General features: G+C 68.8%; 18 protein-coding genes. 8 read left to right on the top strand and 10 right to left on the bottom strand.

Annotated elements, in window-relative coordinates:
* Positions 1-4 precede the first annotated feature (4 nt).
* Positions 5-1477 carry an efflux transporter outer membrane subunit gene (locus tag KF796_14575; protein MBX3587859.1) on the top strand — a complete coding sequence of 491 codons (1473 nt, stop codon included), beginning with the start codon at positions 5-7 and terminating at the stop codon, positions 1475-1477.
* A gap of 59 nt (positions 1478-1536) precedes the next feature.
* Here the strand turns inward: KF796_14575 and KF796_14570 are convergent, their stop codons facing one another.
* Positions 1537-2997 (bottom strand): MFS transporter, encoded by a 1461-nt coding sequence (locus KF796_14570; GenBank protein ID MBX3587858.1) that lies wholly within the window; start codon positions 2995-2997, stop codon positions 1537-1539.
* A gap of 62 nt (positions 2998-3059) precedes the next feature.
* A complete protein-coding gene (locus KF796_14565) occupies positions 3060-3437 on the bottom strand; it encodes a nuclear transport factor 2 family protein (protein ID MBX3587857.1) in 378 nt (125 codons plus the stop codon).
* 107 nt (positions 3438-3544) lie between these two features.
* Here KF796_14565 and KF796_14560 point away from each other — a divergent pair, with 107 nt between their 5' ends.
* Positions 3545-4489, top strand: coding sequence for an AraC family transcriptional regulator (locus KF796_14560; GenBank protein MBX3587856.1), 945 nt, complete (start codon positions 3545-3547; stop codon positions 4487-4489).
* A gap of 56 nt (positions 4490-4545) precedes the next feature.
* Here KF796_14560 and nth read toward each other — a convergent pair whose 3' ends face one another.
* Entirely contained in the window at positions 4546-5184 is a 639-nt protein-coding gene (gene nth / locus KF796_14555; GenBank protein ID MBX3587855.1) for an endonuclease III, read from the bottom strand.
* Positions 5185-5273: 89 nt separating this feature from the next.
* On the opposite strand from nth, the gene KF796_14550 reads away from it, so the two are divergent.
* Positions 5274-5711 (top strand): universal stress protein, encoded by a 438-nt coding sequence (locus KF796_14550; protein MBX3587854.1) that lies wholly within the window; start codon positions 5274-5276, stop codon positions 5709-5711.
* Between the two features lie 207 nt (positions 5712-5918).
* Complete coding sequence (locus KF796_14545; protein MBX3587853.1) at positions 5919-7034, top strand: ABC transporter substrate-binding protein; 1116 nt, start codon at positions 5919-5921, stop codon at positions 7032-7034.
* A 3-nt stretch (positions 7035-7037) separates the two neighbouring features.
* Here the strand turns inward: KF796_14545 and KF796_14540 are convergent, their stop codons facing one another.
* On the bottom strand, positions 7038-7904 hold the full coding sequence (locus tag KF796_14540; protein ID MBX3587852.1) for a LysR family transcriptional regulator: 867 nt from the start codon (positions 7902-7904) through the stop codon (positions 7038-7040).
* An 84-nt stretch (positions 7905-7988) separates the two neighbouring features.
* On the opposite strand from KF796_14540, the gene KF796_14535 reads away from it, so the two are divergent.
* Positions 7989-9611, top strand: a complete 1623-nt coding sequence (locus KF796_14535) for a gamma-glutamyltransferase family protein (GenBank protein MBX3587851.1) — start codon at positions 7989-7991, stop codon at positions 9609-9611.
* Between the two features lie 10 nt (positions 9612-9621).
* Here the strand turns inward: KF796_14535 and KF796_14530 are convergent, their stop codons facing one another.
* The 4 genes from KF796_14530 to KF796_14515 form a co-directional block, all read right to left on the bottom strand.
* Positions 9622-10647, bottom strand: a complete 1026-nt coding sequence (locus KF796_14530; protein MBX3587850.1) for a BLUF domain-containing protein — start codon at positions 10645-10647, stop codon at positions 9622-9624.
* A gap of 123 nt (positions 10648-10770) precedes the next feature.
* Positions 10771-11676: an amino acid ABC transporter substrate-binding protein gene (locus KF796_14525; GenBank protein ID MBX3587849.1), complete on the bottom strand. Its 906-nt coding sequence runs from the start codon at positions 11674-11676 to the stop codon at positions 10771-10773.
* Positions 11673-12947 (bottom strand): D-amino acid dehydrogenase, encoded by a 1275-nt coding sequence (locus KF796_14520; protein MBX3587848.1) that lies wholly within the window; start codon positions 12945-12947, stop codon positions 11673-11675. The genes KF796_14525 and KF796_14520 overlap by 4 nt, the downstream gene beginning before the upstream one ends.
* 110 nt (positions 12948-13057) lie before the next feature.
* Positions 13058-13957, bottom strand: coding sequence for a LysR family transcriptional regulator (locus KF796_14515; protein ID MBX3587847.1), 900 nt, complete (start codon positions 13955-13957; stop codon positions 13058-13060).
* Between the two features lie 85 nt (positions 13958-14042).
* Here KF796_14515 and KF796_14510 point away from each other — a divergent pair, with 85 nt between their 5' ends.
* From KF796_14510 to KF796_14500, 3 genes are all read left to right on the top strand, one after another.
* Complete coding sequence (locus KF796_14510; protein MBX3587846.1) at positions 14043-14954, top strand: prephenate dehydrogenase; 912 nt, start codon at positions 14043-14045, stop codon at positions 14952-14954.
* A gap of 52 nt (positions 14955-15006) precedes the next feature.
* Positions 15007-15960, top strand: coding sequence for a TAXI family TRAP transporter solute-binding subunit (locus KF796_14505; protein MBX3587845.1), 954 nt, complete (start codon positions 15007-15009; stop codon positions 15958-15960).
* Between the two features lie 67 nt (positions 15961-16027).
* The gene (locus KF796_14500) at positions 16028-18244 is read left to right on the top strand and encodes a TRAP transporter permease (GenBank protein ID MBX3587844.1); all 2217 of its coding nucleotides are present in this window, start codon (positions 16028-16030) and stop codon (positions 18242-18244) included.
* A 34-nt stretch (positions 18245-18278) separates the two neighbouring features.
* Here KF796_14500 and KF796_14495 read toward each other — a convergent pair whose 3' ends face one another.
* Both KF796_14495 and KF796_14490 read right to left on the bottom strand, forming a co-directional pair.
* Positions 18279-18689, bottom strand: coding sequence for a PaaI family thioesterase (locus KF796_14495; protein ID MBX3587843.1), 411 nt, complete (start codon positions 18687-18689; stop codon positions 18279-18281).
* A complete protein-coding gene (locus tag KF796_14490) occupies positions 18679-19206 on the bottom strand; it encodes an SRPBCC family protein (GenBank protein ID MBX3587842.1) in 528 nt (175 codons plus the stop codon). Before KF796_14490 ends, KF796_14495 begins: the two co-directional genes overlap by 11 nt.
* Positions 19207-19232: the final 26 nt, after the last annotated feature.

Genomic DNA, 19232 nt, shown 5'->3' with positions numbered 1-19232 from the left:
CGCCATGCGACTGCCCCTGCCTTTTCTGCCCGCCCACACTGTGCCTTCGCAGTGGCCCACCGGAGCATCGCGCTCAACGCTGTCTGCGGTGGCGGTTGCGGCGCTGCTGGCGCTGGGCGGCTGTGCCGTGGGCCCGGCTTACCAGCGCCCCGAGGCGCCCGTGCCCGCGGCCTTCAAGGAGCAGGGCCCGTGGGTGACCGCCGCGCCGGCCGATGCGCTGGACCGCGGGCCGTGGTGGACGCTGTTCAACGACCCCGAACTCAACGCGCTGGCCGCGCAGGTCGAGGTGTCCAACCAGAACGTGGCGGCGGCCGTGGCCTCGTATGCGCAGGCCCGCGCGCTGCTGGCGCAGCAGCGCGCCGCCATGTTCCCCACCGTGGGGCTGAACCTGGGCGCCAACCGCAGCGGCGGCGAGGGCAGCAGCGCCGGTACCCGCAGCAGCTACCAGCTCAGCATCGGGGCCAGCTGGGAGCCCGACGTCTGGGGCCGGCTGGGCCAGGCCGCCCAGGGCGCGCAAGCGGCGGCGGCGGCCAGCGCGGCCGATCTGGCCTCGGCCCGGCTGTCGGCGCAGGGGGAACTGGTGGCGGCCTATGTGGCCCTGCGCCAGACCGATGTGCAGCGCGCGCTGCTGGCGCAGACCATCGAGGGCTACGAGCGCTCGCGCCAGATCGCCCAGAACCGCTACGACGCAGGCATCGCACCGCGCACCGATGTGCTGCAGGCCGAAACCCAGCTGGCCAACACCCGCGCCGATGACCTGACCCTGAGCCGCCAGCGCGCCCAGTCCGAGCATGCGATTGCCGTGCTCACGGGGCGCGCGCCGGCCGCGCTCAGCCTGCCCGCGCAGGCGCAGTGGCGGCCCACCGTGCCCGCGGTGCCGGTGCTGCTGCCATCCGACCTGCTGCAGCGCCGGCCCGACATTGCGGCGCGTGAGCGCCGTGTCGCCGTGGCCAATGCGCAGGTTGGCGTGGCGCAGGCGGCCTACTACCCCAGCATCGGGCTGAGTGCCTCGGTGGGCACCAGCGGCCCGCGCATCGAGGATTTGCTGAGCCCCTCGCACCTGGTGTGGGCGCTGGGCGCCTCGCTGGCGCAGTCGCTGTTCAATGCGGGCGCCACCACGGCGCGCGTGGACGCGGCGCGCGCGGCGCTGGACCTGGCCGCCGCGCAGTACCGCCAGACCGTGCTGGCAGCGTTCCAGGACGTGGAGAACCAGCTGGTGGCCGCGCGCGTGCTGCAGGCCCAGCAGGTGCTGCGCGAGCAGGCCTCGCGCGCCGCCGACGAGGTGGAGCAGCAGCAGCTGAACCGCTACAAGGCCGGGCAGGTGAGCTTCACCGAAGTGATCACCGCGCAGGCCGCGGCACGCAGCGCGCGCCGGGCGCTGGTGCAGCTGCAGGCCGACCGCCAGACGGCGGCCGTGGCGCTGATCCAGGCGCTGGGCGGCGGCTGGCAAGTGCCTACGGCCCCCGTTTCACCATGAAAAGTGCCTGGAGTCCAATAGCGGCGGCCACTGCGCGCTATGAAAACAGGAGCAAGTGGCTATGCGGCGGGTCTGACCAGGCGGTTGGCACAGGCCTGCAAGCCGGCCACCAGCAGCGCTGACGCGCACAGGTACAGCAGCGCCACGCCCAGGGCCGCGCCCCAGGCCTGCGCATCGGCCGCGCCCTGCAGCTGGCCGTAAAACAGGATGCCGACCAGGGCCACGCCCAGCGCATTGCCCGCCTGCTGCACGGTGGCAATCGTGCCCGACGCCACGCCCGCATGCTGGGGCGGCAGGCCCGCCAGCACCGCGGACACCAGCGGCGCCATCACCAGCCCCAGCCCCGCGCCCTGCAGCAACAGCAGCGGCACCATCCAGAACAGGGTGGACGGCCCGGCCCACAGCGTCACGTTCAGGCATTGCAGCGCGTGGCCCAGCGCCAGCAGCAATGCGCCACGCGCGATCGGCGCGCCGCCCAGCCACCGCGCCAGCCGCGGTGCGGCCAGCGAGGTGGCAAAAAAGCCCGCGGCCAGCGCCGTGAAGATCAGCCCCGAGGGCAGCGGCGCCAGGCCCAGCCCCTGCTGCATGTACAGCGCCAGCACGAAATACAGCGAGGCATTGCCCGCGTAGAACGCCAGCGTCGTGGCCAGGCCCAGCACAAAGCTGCGGTGCGCGAGCAGGGCCGGGGCCAGCAGGGGCGCGCCGCCGCGCCGGGCCAGCTGCCGTTGCTGCAGCGCGAAGGCCGCAGCCAGCGGCAGGGCCAGCGCCAGGCTCAGCACGCTCCACAGCGGCCAGCCCTGCTCGCGCCCCTCCACCAGCGGCAGCACCACCGCCGTGCAGACGGCCGCGGCCAGCGCCGCGCCCGCCAGATCCAGCCGCGCGCCGGCCTTGTTGGCCAGCGGTGGCAGCAGCCGCGGCGCCAGCGCCAACGCGGCCAGGCCCACCGGGACGTTGATGAGGAAGCAACTGCGCCAGCCCAGCCCGGCCAGGTTGGCGTGGATGAGCAGGCCACCCAGCAGCTGGCCCAGCGTGGCGCCCAGGCCCAGCGTGAGCCCGTAGGCGGCAAACGCGCGGGCGCGCCGCTCGCCGGTGTAGACCAGGCCCATCATGGCCAGCACCTGCGGCTGAAGCAGGGCGCCAGCCAGGCCTTGCAGCACCCGCGCTGCCACCAGCGTGGCGGCGTCAGGGGCGAGCCCGCAGGCGGCCGAAGCCAGCGTGAACAGCGCCAGCCCGGTCATGAACATGCGGCGGCGGCCCAAGATGTCGCCCAGCCGGCCGCCCGTGATCAGCCCGGCGGCCGTGGCCAGTCCGTAACCGGCCACCACCATTTGCAGCGTCGCGGCGCTGCTGTGCAGTTCGCCTTGCATGGAGGGCAGGGCGACGTTGACGATGAAAAAATCGAGCACCACCATGAAGGTGCCGCATAGCATGATGAGCAGCGCCGGCCAGCCGGGGGCGGCGTGCTGGGACGCGGAGGGAGCGGCTGCCGGCGGCAACGGTGTGAGTCGGGTGGAGGTCATGGTGTTGAGTGTGGGAAGGGTCACGGCCGCAGGGCAATGACCTGGGGGGTCATGGCGGGGTTTCAGGCAGCGGCCGGCGTGGGGAGGATGAACTGGTAGTCGGTCTCAATGCGGCCATCGGCGGACAGCCGCAAAAACTCCAGGCCCAATGCCTCCACCTGCGGTTGGCCGGGGCGGACCATGTGCCAATGGAACATCAGGCTGTCGTGCAGCGCCTGCACCGCGCCCGCGCGCTGGAAGCGAAAGCCCAGGTCGCGGACGTTTTTCTCGTAGGCACCGGTCACGCGGCGGGCCAGCGCCTCATGCCCCCGGGCCTGCTGGGTGCGCACGTGGTGGCTGCCGTCTGGCGCCCACAGGGCGGCAATGGCGGCCTCACGTTGCGCGGGGTCGGGTTCGTTCCACAGGGCAATGTAGCGGTCGGCGAATGCTTCGGGGTTCATGGCGGTCCTTTGGGGTATTGGGTTGGGCCATGATCCCGTGAGCCAGATGGACAATGAATGCCTGAAAGCGGCAAAATCATGTCTGTTCATCCATTTTGGAGAGAGCCATGGACCCGCTTGATGATGTGTTTGCCACCATGCAGGTGCGCAGCGCGCTGTACGCGCGGCTGGAGGCGCGCGCCCCCTGGGGCGTGAGCCTGGCCGGCGGCGAGGCGGCCCGTTTTGGCATGGTGGTGCGCGGCAGCTGCCTGCTGGAGGTGCCAGGCCATCCGCCGGTGTCGCTTGCCGCGGGCGACTGTTATGTGCTGGTGCATGGCACGCCCCATGTGCTGCGCGACCACCCGCAAACGCCCACGGTGAGCTGCGCCTCGGTGGTGCGCGACCGCATTGGCGGCGTGGTCGAGCTGGGTGGCAGCGGCGCGGCGGCCACCCTGCTGTGCGGCTGGTTCCATTTCGACCCCGAGGCCGCGCGGCCGCTGCAGGATTTGCTGCCGGTGTTGCTGCATGTGCGCATGGACGAGGTGCGGGCCCAGGCGCTGCAGGGCACGCTGCAACTGCTGGCCATGGAAACCGGCGAGCCCGGCCTGGGTTCGGGCCTGGTGGTGAGCCGCCTGGCCGACATCCTGTTTGTGCAGGCGGTGCGCGCCCATGTGGCCGCCGCCGGCAGCGACACCGGCTGGCTTGGCGCGCTGACCGACCCGCGCATCGGCCCCGCGCTGCGCGCCATGCACAAGGACCTGGCCCATGGCTGGACGGTGGACTCGCTGGCCGAGGCAGCCCGGCTCTCGCGCTCGGCCTTTGCGCTGCGCTTTCGCCAGCGCGTGGGGCAGGCGCCGCTGGACTACCTGACGCGCTGGCGCATGCGCAAGGCCGGGCTCCTGCTGCGTGAAGGCGCGCGCGGCCTGGGCGAGGTGGCCGGTGCCGTGGGCTACGAGTCGGAGGCGGCGTTCAGCAAGGCCTTCAAGCGCGCCACCGGCGTGGCGCCAGGCGCCTGGCGTTCACGCGGGCGTGAAGCCGCCGCGGCAGGCTCCATTGCGGCCACTTCAGAGTGAAAAGTGCCTGGAGTCCAATAGCGGCGGCCACTGTGTGCTATTAAAACAGGAGCAAATCAGGGCACCGGTGTTTTCGGCTTGAAGTCGCAATACGCCGCCACCTGGCATTTGAAGCACAGCGGCTTGCGCGCCAGGCACACATAGCGCCCGTGCAGGATCAGCCAGTGGTGCGCGTCCACCAGGTACTCGGGCGGCACGCGCTTCATCAGCGCCATTTCCACCGCATAGGGGTTCTTGCCCGGCGCCAGGCCGGTGCGGTTGCTCACGCGGAAGATGTGCGTGTCCACCGCCATGGCGGGCTCGCCAAAGGCCACGTTGAGCACCACGTTGGCGGTCTTGCGGCCCACGCCGGGCAGGGCCTCGAGTGCCTCGCGGGTGCGCGGCACTTCGCCGCCGTGGAGCTGAACCAGCATGCGGCAGGCCTGCATCAGGTGTTTGGCCTTGCTGCGGTACAGGCCGATGGTCTTGATGTAGCCCTCCAGTCCATCGATCCCCAGGTCCAGGATGGCCTGCGGCGTGTTGGCCACGGGAAACAGCTTGCGCGTGGCCTTGTTCACGCCCACGTCGGTGGCCTGCGCGCTCAGCAGCACGGCCGCCATCAGCTCGAACACGCTGGTGAATTCCAGCTCGGTGCTGGGCTGCGGGTTGGCCGCCTTCAGCGTGGCAAAGAAGGGGGCGATCTGCTCTTTTTTCATGCGGCAGAGTGTAGGGCGGCCGCGCCGGCCGGGTTGTGCGGGGGCGCCGCTGGCCCTATGCTTGGGATGTCGAACTTTGGGGGTACACCATGTACAAAAGAATCCTGTTGGCCTATGACGGATCGGATGCGGGGCAAAAAGCCCTGCTGGACTGCCAGGACCTCGCGAACTGGGGCCAGGCCGAGTTGTTTCTGGTGGCGGTCATGCCGCTGACCATGGCTTACGTGGGCTTGGAGGGGGGCGTCTACGACGTTGAACTCGAGCGGCGCGAAAAGGACAAGTACCAGGCCGTGCTCGATGACGGCATCAAGCGCCTGTCCAGCGCCGGCTACGCCGCCCAGGGCGAAGTGGTGATGGGCGACCCGATTGGCGAGATTGCCAAGTTTGCCACCAAGGTGGAGGCCGACCTCGTGGTGGTGGGCCACAAGCACCTGGACAGCTGGGCCGCGCGCTGGTGGCGCGGCTCGATCTCCAGCGCGTTCATCGAACACTCCCCGTGCAGCGTGCTGGTGGTCATCACGCACTAGGCAATTGAAAGGCCGACCGGGCGGCGCCACGCCCGGCGTTGCACTCCGTTGACTGCTCAAAGTGAGCAGAAATTCACCATTTAGGGCCTCTTCGCGCAGGAGCTGTCTCGAAGGCGACAAGTCGTTACAAAGTGTAATGTAACCATCTGGTTAATAAGACCACATATGAATGAGGTCTTTTGGTTTCAACCTTTGACGAGTCGCCTCATGAACGCCTTTTCCCGCGTCGCCGCCGCTGTGGCACTGACCTGCCTGCTCCCCCTTTCCCATGCAGCCGACAAGTGGGTCGTCGGCCAGTCGGCCCCGCTCACGGGCAGCAACGGCGAGTTTGGCACCGCCACCCGTGACGGCGCCAACGCCTGGTTTGCCGCGCTCAATGCCAAGGGCGGCGTGGCCGGGCGCCAGATCGAGTTGCTCACGCTGGACGACAAGAACAGCCGCAAGACGGCCGGCGAAAACACCAAAACCCTGCTGCAGAACGTCAACCTGGTGGCGTTGTTTGGCTACGGCTCGGCCACGCTGAGCCTGGACAGCCTGCCGCAGGCCGAAGCGGCCGGCGTGGCATTTGTGGCGCCGTTCTCGGGCGCCGAGCCGGTGCGCAAGAACACCCCTTCGCTGTTCACCATCCGCGCCTCCTACGGTGAAGAGATGGAGAAGATGCTCAACTTCTGGACCAGCCTGGGCCTCAAGCGCGTCAGCGTGGTTCATTACGACGACGAGGTGGGCAAGCAGAACCTGGACGTGGTTGCCGCCTACCTGAAGAAGGCCGGGCTGGTGCCGCAGGGGTTGTCCCTCAAGCGCAATGCCCCCGTGGGCAAGGCCGAGGCGCAGGCGCTGATCGCGCAGCAGCCCGAAGTGATCCTGAACACCGTGTTGTCCGGTGCCGCGGCGCAGATCCAGAAGGAAATGGTGGCCGCAGGCCGCCTGGTGCCCACGTCCAGCCTGTCGTTCGTGGGGGCTGACCAGTTCATCGCCGCGGCCGGGCCGGCCAGCGCCGGGGTGTCCATCTCGCAGGTGGTTCCCAACACCCGCTCGCCCATGCCCGCCGTGCGCGAGTGCGCCAAGGCCCTGGAAGCGGCCGGCATCAAGGAGCCCATGAACTCCACCCACCTGGAAGCCTGCTTTGGCGCCCGCGTGGTGGCCGAGGCGATCCGCCGCGCCAGAAAGCCGGTGTCGGCGCAGACCGTGCGTGACGCGCTGGCCAACCTGGGCACGCTTGACCTGGGCGGCTACCAGATCACCTTTGCCCCCGGCGCGCACCACGGCAGCAAGTATGTCGAGCTGGCCATGGTGACCCGCGACGGCAAGCTGACCGGCCGCTGATCCTCACAGGGCCCTGATTTCGCGCACCAGCGCGGCCACCACGGCGGCGCTGCGCGATTCGCGCTGCTGCACCAGCCCAATCTGGCGCGATTCCGCCTGCGGCAGCTCGACCACGCGCAGCCGCGGGTCGGTGGCCCAGCGGCCGTCACGCAGCCGCGGCAGCACCGACAGGCCCAGGCCCGAGCGCACCAGTTCGACGATGCTCTCGATGGTGTTGAGTTCCAGGATTTCAGGGGGCGTGACCCGCAGCCTGCGCAGGGTGCGCTCCACCATCTGGCCCGTGTGCTGGCTGCGGTCGAACCGGATGAAGGGCTGGCTGCGCAGCAGGGCGCGCGGCGGCGCCTCGGGCATGTTGCGCCCCACCAGCAGCACCATGGGCTCCGCGTAAAGCGGCGTCCAGGCCAGCGTGGCGGTGGGGGTGCCGCGCTCTTTCACGGAGATGGCCGCGTCCAGCGCGCCCGACGTGACCTGCGCCAGCAACTCCATGGACTTGGCCGCCGACACATGCAGTTCCAGCCCGGGGTGGCGCGACTTGAGGGCCAGCGTGGCCTGGATCAGCGGCCGCACCGCCGACACCACCGCCCCCAGGTTCAGCGTGCCCGACATCGGCCCCGCGGCCGGCGCGCTGGCCTGCATCTGGTCATACAGCGCCACCATCTGGCGGGCCTGGGGCAGCAGCTCGCGGCCCGCGTCATTGAGCACCACGGCCTTGCCCTGGCGCTCGAACAGCGGCCGGCGCATGTCGGCCTCCAGCGCGCGCATCTGCTGGCCCACGGCCGCCTGTGTGAGCGACACGCGCTGCGCGGCCGCGGCGAACGAGCCCTCGTGGGCGGCGGCCAGAAAGGTGCGCAGGAGGCGGATGCTGCTCATGGCCCGTCATGCTAAAGCAATTGTTTAGGGTGGCTAAAGCATTATTCGCTTTGGCTTTTTTGTCAGGCTTTCGATAATCGGGCCATGGCTTTCAACTACACCAACCCCTACACGACCACCCGGTTGCCGGTTTTTGCGCGCAACGTGGTGTCCACCTCCCACCCGCTGGCGGCCCAGGCCGGCCTGCGCATGATGTACAAGGGCGGCAACGCGGTGGACGCGGCCATTGCCGCCGCCGCCGCCATCACCCTGACCGAGCCCGTGAGCAACGGGCTGGGCAGCGATGCCTTTGCCATCCTCTGGGACGGGCAGGAACTGCATGGCCTCAATGCCTCGGGCCGCGCGCCCGCCACCTGGACGCCCGACTACTTCAAGCGCAAGTACGGCGCCGACGCGGTGGCCCCGCCCAAGCGGGGGTTTGACTCGGTCACGGTGCCGGGCGCCGTGGCCAGCTGGGTGGCCCTGAGCGAGCGCTTTGGCAAGCTGCCGTTTGCCGACCTGCTGGAGCCGGCCATCGAGATTGCCGAGCGCGGCTACCTCATGCCCACCGTGGTCCAGCAGAAATGGGCGGCGGCCACGCCCGAGCTGCAGGGCCTGCCGGGCTTTGCGCAGAACTTCCTGCCCTGGGGCCGCGCGCCCGAGGTGGGCGAGCTGTTCCAGTTCAAGGCGGCGGCCCGCGGCCTGCGCGCGATTGCCCGGAGCAAGGGCGCGGCCTTCTATGGTGGCGAAATCGCCGAGGCCATCGAGAAGTTCGCAGCCGCCAACGGCGGCAGCATCACGGCCAAAGACTTTGCGGCCTACCAGCCCGAATGGGTCAAGCCCATTGGCAAGAACTACCGGGGCTACACGCTGCACGAGATCCCGCCCAATGGCCAGGGCATTGCCGCGCTGATTGCGCTGGGCATTCTGGACCAGTTTGACGTGGCGGGCCTGGCGGTGGACGGCGTTGATTCCCAGCACCTGCAGATCGAGGCCATGAAGCTGGCTTTTGCCGACGTGTACCGCTATGTGGCCGAACCCGCCAGCATGGAGGTCACGGCCGAACAGATGCTTGACGATGCCTACCTGGCCAGCCGCGCCAGGCTCATTGACATGAAGAAGGCGCAGGACTTTGGCGCGGGCAACCCGGTCAAGGGCGGCACCATCTACCTCACCGCAGCCGATGAAAACGGCATGATGATCAGCTTCATCCAGAGCAATTACATGGGCTTTGGTTCGGGCTGCGTGGAGCCCGGCTTTGGCATCAGCCTGCAGAACCGGGGCCATGCGTTCAGCGTGCAGGCCAGCGCCCACAACCCGGCCAATCTCGTGGCACCGGGCAAGCGGCCGTTTCACACCATCATCCCGGCCTTTCTCACCAGGGATGGGCATCCCGTGATGAGCTATGGCGTGATGGGCGCCAACATGCAGCCGCAAGGCCACATGCAGACCCTGGTGCGCATGCTCGACTACGGGCAGAACCCGCAGGCCGCCTGCGACGCACCGCGCTGGCGCTACAACGAAGGCCTGGAGATCAATGTCGAGCAGCAGATGAACCTGGCCACCGTGCAGGGCCTGGCCCAGCGCGGCCATGTGATGGAGGTCATCAGCGACAACTACCAGGACTTCGGCGCCGGCCAGTTCATCTGGCGCGCCGGCGACCCCAAGGTTGAGGGCTATGTGGCCGCCAGCGACGCGCGGCGCGACGGCCTGGTGGCCGGCTTCTGAGGCACCAGCCTCAGGCAGCGAGCCGCGGCGCAGGCAGGGCCCAGACCGAGCTGGGCGGTGGGCCGCTGCGGCGCAGGTGCTCGCCCACCATGGCCCAGACGGCGCCGCAGTCCTGCGGCGACACCGGGTCGGTCGCCAGGTAGTCCAGCCCCAGACCGGCGGCCTGCCGCGCCATGCTGCCGTGCGTGGCTTCATCGGGCGCCACGCCCAGCAGGGTGGGCGTGCAGGGCAGGCCGTTGCAGGCCTCACCCACCCGGGCCATGAGGGCCGCGTCGTGCCGCGGCTGGCCCGTGAACAACATCAGCAGGTGCGGCCAGTCGGGCAGGAAGGCGCGGCGCAACCCGTGCAGCAGGCCGGGCCGCGAGACGGCAATCACCCGGCAAGGCTGCCCGCTCTCCATGAACTCGACATAATCGCTGCCGCTGTCCATGTCGGCTTCGCCCGCAAAGCGGCGGCTCGCTATGGCTTCGTCGTGGTGGTGTGCCAGCCATTTCACCAGGTCGAACGCGCCATGGGGGCTGGCCGAACACACGCCCACGCGGTGGAACGCCTCGGGGTCGTCGGCGCCCTCGGGCAACGGCAGTTGCAGCGGCGCCGAAAGCCGGCGGATCACCGAGGTGGGCGCGAACTGGCGGCCCCGGTCCATCATGTAGCGCAGGTCCATGACCCGGCGGCCGAACTCCACGCCAGGTTCACTGGACGGCGCCAGCATCATCGACCAGGAGGTCTGCAGAAAGCGCTTGCCGCGGCTTTGGTGCACCACGCGCTGGGAGTGGTGCCGGCTGTCGTCGTGCACGCGGGTCATCAGCTCGCTGGCGGCGCGGCCCGGCCCTTCGGCCCAGTGAATGAACCAGCCGGCCTGGCACAGTAGCACGGCGTTCAAGCCGAGCGGCGGGTTGTGGCGCAGCGACGAGGCGCGGATGGCCTCCATCTGCGAGAAAAGACTTTCCTGGGTGGTGGCCATGCTGGCGCAGATGATCCGCTCGACTTCTTCGTCGCCCGGCGCGGCAGCGTAAGGTGGAAGGGCACGGCTCATGGCGATCCATCCTGTGCTGTTCAGCAGAGTGGGTCAACCCGCCACCAGCCTGTGGGCCCCGAAACACTGGTTTCAGTTTGTACCGTTGGGGAATGCCGTGAATTTGGTCACGGCCTGCGGCGCTCAATAGGCCAGGTCGCCCACCTTGTCGCTCGGGAACTTGAACGACTCGCGCAGCATGAACGACATGGGCAGTTCCAGGTTGATGCCGCGCGGCGGGATGGGGTTCATGAACCATGTCTGGTAGAGCTGCTGCAGCTCCCCGGTGAAGATCAGCCGCCGCATTTCATCATCAATGATCTTCTTGAATTCGGGCTGGCCCTTGGGCAGCATGACCGCATAGGGCTCGATGGTCATGGGCTTGCCGATCACGCTGAAGTCCTGCGGCTTCGCGGCGTTGGCCCGCAGGCCGAACAGCAGCACGTCGTCCATGGCAAAGGCATCGGCCTTGCCGCTGCCAACCATGGCGAAGGCCTCCGCGTGGTCGCCAGCCTCGACGATGGCCAGCTTCAGCAGCCGCTCGTCACTGATGCGCTGCATGGTCTTGATGTTGGTGGTGCCGCGGGTCGAGACCACGGTCTTGCCGGTCAGGTCCTCCAGTGACTGGACGCCGGACCCCGTGCGCACCACCAGCCGGGCCGCCGAGATGAAGTGCGCAATGGTGTAGTCCACCTGCTTGCGCCGGTCGGCATTGTTGGTGGTGGAGCCGCACTCCAGCGAGGCCTTGCCGCCCGCAATGGCCGGAATGCGCGTGGCCGAGGTCACCGGCAGGTACTTCACCGCCAGATCGGGCAGCTTGAGTTCGCGGCGCAGCGCCGCCACCAGCCGGGCGCACACGTCCATCGAGTAGCCAATGGGTTGCTTTTGGGCATCCAGGTAAGAGAACGGGATGGACGCATCACGGTGCGCGACCACGATCTCGCGTGTGGACCGCAGCTTGTCGGTCTCTGCATCTGCATGCGCAGCCGCGGGCTGCAGGGCGGGGCACAGGGCCAGAACGAGAGCGGTCCAACAGGGGCGTGATGTCATGCGGTGAACTCCTGGTGCGGTGAAACCATGCGGCGGTCCGTGGCAGCCCGGGCGGCCGCGCTTTCCTGCAACTGCGCCGATATCCGCCTGGCACTGCCAAACGCTAGCGTGAAACCAAGCGCGCCATGCCCGGTGTTGAACAGCAGGTTGGACGGCGACCCCGCCAGGCGGCCGGTCAGCGGCTCACCCGTGGGTGTGGCGGGCCGCAGGCCGCTCCAGGCCGTGGCGTCCTCGTAGGGGCTGGCCTTGGGGAACACGTCGCGCGCCGTGGCCATCAGCGACTGGATGCGCGCGGCCGGAATGCTCGTGCTTTCACCCACCAGTTCGGCCATGCCGGCCACCCGCAGCCGGTGGCCGATGCGAGCAAACACCACCTTGCGCGCGGCGTCGGTCACGCTGACCCGGGGCGCGCTGCCCGGCGTGTCATGGGCCTCCACGGTCAGGCTGTAGCCCTTGAGCGGGTACACCGGCACGTCCAGGCCCAGGGCCGAGCCCAAGCGGTGCGAGGCCGTGCCCAGGGCCACCACAAAAGCGTCGGCTTGCAGCGCGCCCGCGGCCGACTCCGCCGCCACCACGCGTCCGCCCTTGGGCACCAGGCGCGTGACGGCCGTGCCAAACACAAACCGCACGCCGCGCGGGCGCAGCAGGCGCAGCAGTTCCTGGCACACCTTGAAGCAGTCGGCCGCGCATTCGCCCGGGGTGTGGATGCCCCCCGCGAACCGCATGCGCGAGTGGGCCAGTGCGGGCTCCACCGCCACGCATTGCGCGGGCGTGAGCGCGGCCTGCATGCTGCCCATGGCTTGCTGCAGGTTCATCTGCCGCACGGCGGCGCCGAGCGAGGCTGCGTCGGGGTACAGCACCAGCTTGCCGCTGGCGGCAAAGTCGCAGTCGATCGGTTGCTCGGCCAGCAGCTGGCCGAAGCCCTCACGGCTTTCGGCGGCCAGCGCCAGCAGGCGCGCGGTGGTGCGCGCCGACACGCTGGCGCGGCAGGCCGCGAGAAAGCGCAGGCCCCAGCGCCACTGGTGCAGGTCAAGCTGCGGGCGCAGTTTCAGCGGCGAGTCGGTGGCCAGCAGCAGCCGGGGCAACTGGCGCCAGATCGCCGGGTCGGCCAGCGGCTGCACGTACGAGTAGCTCAGCTGGGCGCCGTTGGCGCCACTGGCGCCAGCCCCCGCGTGGGCCCGGTCCACCACCGTGACGCGAAAGCCGTCGCGCTGCAATTGCCAGGCCGTGGCCAGCCCCACAATGCCCGCGCCCAACACACACACATGCATCTTCATTTCCAGAACGTTGTTGACGTGGCTGGAATCTAGAAGAGACGGGGCTCGGTGTGAAATGCCGTTGCCCGCATGGCCCATGCCTGAAACTCATGGGTGGCCGGGCGTCATGCCCGTTGTCTTGAGCGCTCCCAGTGGGCCTTGAGCAGGGTCACCATGGCGCGGCCGGCGGCCGAGAGCGGGCGCTCGGCGCTGCCCATGGCGCAGGCCTCGTAGCGCACCGGCCGCGCCAGGGGGCGCAGCGCCAGGCCCGACGCGCTGAACCGGCTGGCGCTGAGGTCGTCCACCAGCGCCACGCCCCAGCCGCTGGCCGCAATGCTGCAGGCCACATAGGCGTAGCGCACGTCCACGGTGGGGTTCATGGGCGTGCCGGTGTTGCCCAGCAGCTTGCCGACCACCTTGCCGTGCGGCGTTTCGGGGCCGAACGAGATCACGTCGTGCTGGCGGATCTGCGTGAGCGTCACCTTGCGCAGCCTGGCCAGCGCATGGCCGGGCGCCATGGCGCACAGCACGTCGCCCTCGCCAATGGTCTCGGCCGTCACGGCCGGGTGCTGCGCCTTGACGAAGGCCGCCACGCCCAGGTCGCATTCGCCCGCGAGCAGCTGGTCGGTGATCTGTGCGTGGGTGCCGATCTCCACCGAGATGTGCAGGCGCGGCATGCGCGCCTTGAGTTCGGCCACCGCACGCGGCACCAGTTCCAGCGCGGGGCTCAGGTTGGTCGAGATGCGCAGGGTGTCGGCCACGCCGTGGTGCAGCTGCTCGGCATAGGCGCGCACGCGGTCAATGCCCCGGTAGGCGCTGTTGATCTCGCGCAGCAGCGCGCGCGCCTCGGGCGTGGGGTGCAGGCGCCCGCCGGTGCGGTCAAACAAGGCCACGCGCAGCTTGACCTCCAGGTAGCGGATCAGGCGGCTGACGGCGGGCTGCGATACATGCAGCGCCGCCGCCGCGCCCGAGATGCTGCCGGCCTGCATGACCGCGCGGAACACTTCAATCTGGCGCAGATTCATCGCAAGTGGACGATTAACGTCATGTTATGGGATAGCCACATTCTGGCATTTGCTGTGATGCCCCGGGGGATTCACACTGCGCCCCATGCCCGCCACTCCCGCCCATCCTTTCCTGCAGCTCGACCGCATTGCGGTCTGTGGCCTGGGCTTGATCGGCGGTTCGATGGTGCAGGCGCTGCACGCCGCGGGCTACCGGGGGAGGGTGACCGGCTACGACATCCGGGCCAACACCGTGCAGGCGGCGCTGGAGGGCGGCTGGATCCACCAGGCCTGTTCCCGCACCGAAGATCTGTTTGCCGACCACGACGTGGTGCTGCTGTGCCAGCCCGTGAGCGCACTGCTGGGGCTGCTGACCAGCCATCTGGATGCGATTGACCAGGGCCGTGCCGTGGTGATGGACGTGGCCAGCGTCAAGCTGCCCGTGCTCCAGGCGCTGGGCGGGGAGCGGGCCGCGGCCTGCTTTGTGCCTTGCCACCCAATTGCCGGGCGGGCCGAGGCCGGATGGGCCGCCGCGCGAGCCGACCTGTTCCAGGGCCGGGCCTGCATCATGACGCCCACGGCCGGCACCGACCCGAAGGCGGTGGCTCTGGCGAGCGATTTCTGGGCCCTGCTGGGAGCCCGGGTGGCCTTGATGCCCGCCGACGAGCACGACCGTGCCTATGCGGCCATGAGCCACCTGCCCCAGGTGCTCAGCTATGCCTACCTGCATGGCCTGGCCGGGCGGCCGGCCGCCGGTGAATGGCTGCAGTACCGCGGCACGGGTTTCCAGGGCTTTTCGCGCCTGGGCTCATCCGACGCCAGCCTGTGGGCCGACATTGCGGTGCACAACGCCGACCCGCTGATCGAGGAAATCGACAGCGTGCAGGACTCCCTGGCGCTGTTTCGCGACCTGCTGGTGCGACGGCGCACGGGCGAGCTGACCCAGGAGTTCGCGATGGCCCGGGATTTTCATGCGCGCACGCTTCCCGGCGCTCCCGAAACCGGGGATCATCGCTAGACTGCGCTTGCCCCAATACCTGTTTTCAACAACCCTCCCGAAGGAGCTTTCCATGACCCTCAAGCAACTCGTTGGCGCCGTGGTGGCCGCCGTGGCCCTGACCGGTGGCGCCCACGCCCAGCAGTTCTTCCGCATCGGCACGGGCGGCACGGCCGGCACCTACTACCCCGTGGGCGGCATGATTGCCAACGCGGTGTCGCAGCCGGGCAAGATCGTGGTCACGGCGCAGGCCGCCAACGGCTCGCTGGCCAACGTGAACGGCATTGCCGGCGGCGCCATTGAATCGGGTTTCTCGCAGTCTGACGTGGCCACCTGGGCCTACACCGGCACCGGCCCCTACGTGGGCAAGCCCAAGGTGGACGACCTGCGCATGATCGCCAACCTGTACCCCGAGAGCATCCACCTCGTGGTCAAGAAGGGCTCGGGCATCAAGTCCGTGGCCGACCTCAAGGGCAAGCGCGTGGCGCTGGACGAGCCCGGCTCCGGCACGCTGATCAACGCCCGCATGGTGCTGGCGGCCTATGGTGTGCAGGAAAGCGACATCAAGCCCGAATACATCAAGCCCAACCAGGCCGGCGACAAGCTCAAGGACGGCGCGCTTGACGCCTTCTTCTTCGTGGGCGGCGCGCCTGCCGGTGCCATTGCCGAGCTGGCTTCCAGCGGCGCCGGCATCGAGCTGGTGGCCCTGGGTGGCCCGCAAGCCGAAGGCCTGCGCAAGGCCAACCCGTACTTTGCCGTGGACACCATTGCCGCCAACACCTACAAGGACGTGCCCGCCGTGCAGACGCTGGCCGTGGGCGCCCAGTGGGTGACCAGCGCCAAGGCTGACACCGAAACGGTCTACCAGATCACCAAGGCCCTGTTCAGCGACGCCACGCAAAAGACGCTGGCCGCCGGCCATGCCAAGGGCAAGTACATCACCAAGGAGCATGCGGTCCAGGGCGTGGGCATTCCGTTCCACCCCGGTGCCGAGAAGTTCTACAAGGAAGCCGGCGTCCTGAAGTAAGCCCACAACCGCCGCAAGGCATGATGCGGGCGAGCATGACTCGCCCGTTTTTTTTGAAGAGCCCGCCATGACCCAAGCCGCCGACGCGACCGCCTTGCCCGACGACAAGACCCTGCAGGAGCTGGAGGAAAAGTTCGACCCCGAGATGCGCTTTCGCCCCTCGGTGCCTCCCGCCACGCAGATCATCAAGTGGCTGCTCATTGCGCTGTCGTGCTTTCACTACTACACGGCCGGCTTCGGGTTGCTGCAAGAGGTGACGCACCGCGGCGTGCACCTGGCCTTTGTGCTCGGGTTGATCTTTCTGGTGTTTGCCGCGAGCAAGAAAACGCAGGTGGCACCGGTGCGCAACAGCTGGGCCTCGCCCGGTGGCGTGCCGCTGGCGGACTGGGTGCTGGGCATGGCCTGCGCCGCCAGCGTGATCTACATCCCCATCGTATTCTCGGACCTCGCGTTCCGCGTTGGCAACCCCAGCCTGATGGACGTGGTGTTTGGCACCGTGCTCATCATCACCCTGCTCGAGGCCACGCGCCGCAGCATGGGCTGGCCGCTGCCTCTGATCGCCATTGGCTTCAGCATCTACGCGCTGGCCGGGCCCTATTTCCCCGGTCTTCTTCGCCATGCGGGCGCGAGCTGGACGCAGCTGGTCAACCACCAGTACCTCACCAGCCAGGGCATCTACGGCGTGGCCGTGGGCGTGGTGGCCACCTATGTTTTCCACTTTGTGCTGTTTGGCGTGATGGCCACGCGCATTGGCCTGGGGCAGCTGTTCCTGGACATTGCCTCCAGCATTGCCGGGCGCTACGCGGGCGGGCCGGCCAAGGTCAGCGTGTTTGGCTCGGCCATGTTCGGCATGCTCAGCGGCTCGTCGGTGGCCAATGCGGTCACCGTGGGCTCGCTCACCATTCCGGCCATGATCAAGGTGGGCTACCGGCGCGAGTTTGCCGGGGCGGTGGAGGCGGCTTCGTCCACCGGCGGGCAGATCACGCCCCCGGTGCTGGGCGCGGCGGCTTTCCTGATGATCGAGTTTTTGAATGTGTCTTACCAGACCATCATTGCCGCCGCCATGGTGCCAGCGTTCATGCACTTCTTTGGCGTGTTCATGCAGGTGCACTTTGAAGCCAAGCGTTACGGCCTGCGCGGCCTGACCGAAGAAGAAATGCCCAAACTGCGCGAGTCACTGCGCCAGCGCTGGCCCACGCTGATCCCGCTGGTGCTGCTGATCTGGATTCTGGTCACCGGGCGCACACCTTACCTGGCCGCGTTTGTGGGCATCACCTCGTGCGCCATCGTGGGCCTGACCACCCAGCTCAAGGGCAACACCTTGCGCAACTGGGTGCTGCTCGCGGTGCTGCAGGGGCTGCTGGTGGCCATGGCGTTTGTGGACTGGGGCGTCAAGGCTGAAATGATCCGCCTGGGCCTGTTTGCCGTGGGCGCCGTGGTCATGGCGCTGGGCTCGCGCTTTGCCCAGGTGCGCGGCCGCATTGGCTACCCGGTGCTGATGGAGGCACTGGAAACCGGCGCCAAATACGCGCTGGCCGTGGGCGCTGCCGCGGCCACGGTGGGCCTGGTGATTGGCGTGGTCACGCTCACGGGCGTGGGCTTCAAGGTGAGCTACATCATCACCGGCGTGGCGCAAAGCCTGGCGCAGGGTTTGGCCACTGTGGTGCCCACCTGGCTGGCCGGCGTGCAGGGCATGACGCTGTTTGCCGCGCTGTTCATGACCGGCATTGTCTGCATCCTCATGGGCTGCGGCATTCCCACCACGGCCAACTACATCATCATGGTGACCGTGGCCGCGCCCACGCTGGTGCAGCTGGGTGTGGAGCCGCTGGTGGCGCACTTCTTCGTGTTCTATTACGGCGTGCTGGCCGACATCACCCCCCCCGTGGCGCTGGCGGCCTACGCTGCCGCGGGCATGGCGGGCGGCGACCCGTTCAAGACCGGCAACACCGCCTTCCGCCTGGGGCTGGCCAAAGCGCTGGTGCCGTTTGTGTTTGTGTTCTCGCCCAGCCTGTTGCTGGTGGCCAAGGGCTTTACCTGGTATGACTTTGCCGTCACGTTCACCGGCTGCGTGCTGGGCATCACGCTGCTGGCGGCGGCGCTGAGCAAGTTCTTTCTGGTGGAAATGAGCCGCTGGCAACAGCTGTTGTGCCTGGCGGCCGCGCTGCTGCTCATTGCGCCGGGCCTCACGGCCACGCTGCTGGGTGCTGCGCTGTGCGTGCCGGTGCTGCTGGGCCAGCTCACGGGCTGGCGCGCGGGCAGGGCGGCTGCGGCGCCGGCCTGAGGGTGGCCTGAAGGCGGCCTGACGCAGCCCGGCGCTACTCCACCTTGCGGATGGTGCCTTGCGCGGCGGCGCACAGCTTGCGTTCGCCACCGCTGTGCAGGTAAATGTCGCAGCGGCACACCGCCTGGGTCTTGCCGCTGCCCACCACGGTGGCCACGGCCACCAGGCGCTCGGCGTCCTTCGCGGGGCGCAGGTAGTTGATCTTGAACTCCGATGTGAGCACCCCGCCCAGCACCGAACCGCCCGCGTAGGTGAGGGCGTTGTCGGCCAGGTAGGCCAGCACACCGCCATGCACAAAGCCGTGCTGTTGCAGCAGGGGCTCGGCCAGGGGCACTGAAAGCTCAGCCAGCCCGGGCGCAAAGGCATCCAGCTGCGCGCCCAGCAGCACGCTGAAGGGTTGCCGGGCCAGCACGGCGCGGCCTTGTGCCAGCATGTCAGTGTGCATCAGCTGGCTCCTTGAAATGCACCTGCGGGCGCGGCTTGCGGGTCAGCAGCCGGCGCAGCAGGCGCACCCAGGGCGACCACGGCACCACATGCGGTGTGTTGCCCAGGGCCGCCTGCGCGGCGGCCAGGCCGTCTTCAATCAGCGCGTCATGCAGCGGGCGGTACACCAGGGGCCAGCTCAGGCGCGCGGCGCCGTGCAGCGTCATTTCCACGCGGTGCTCCAGCACGCAGTGCGCGGCGGTGGCGTCCAGAATGTCCAGCCCGTGCCAGCCGTTCAAGCCCCTGGGTGCGGTGAAGCCGAAGCGGATGGACTGGCCCGGCGTGTAGTCAATGACGGTGTAGCGGATCGGGCCGTGGCCCCCCACTGCGCCCACGCCCAGCGGCCGGTCAAACGCCATTCGCGGCCAGGCGTTGCCGCGCCACAGCTGGTCGGCCGGGGAGGCCAGTGCATCAATCAGTGCGCCTGCCTGCCCGGGCTGGGCATGGAGCAGGCGCTGGTGAACGTTCACAACTCTCATGGTCAACTCCTCAAGAATGCGATGGG

Origin of the sequence: Ramlibacter sp. (assembly GCA_019635435.1) — a bacterium.
GTDB lineage: Bacteria > Pseudomonadota > Gammaproteobacteria > Burkholderiales > Burkholderiaceae_C > JAHBZM01.
The sequence above is the reverse complement of the archived record's forward strand: the minus strand, read 5'-3'. Positions and strand labels throughout refer to the sequence as shown.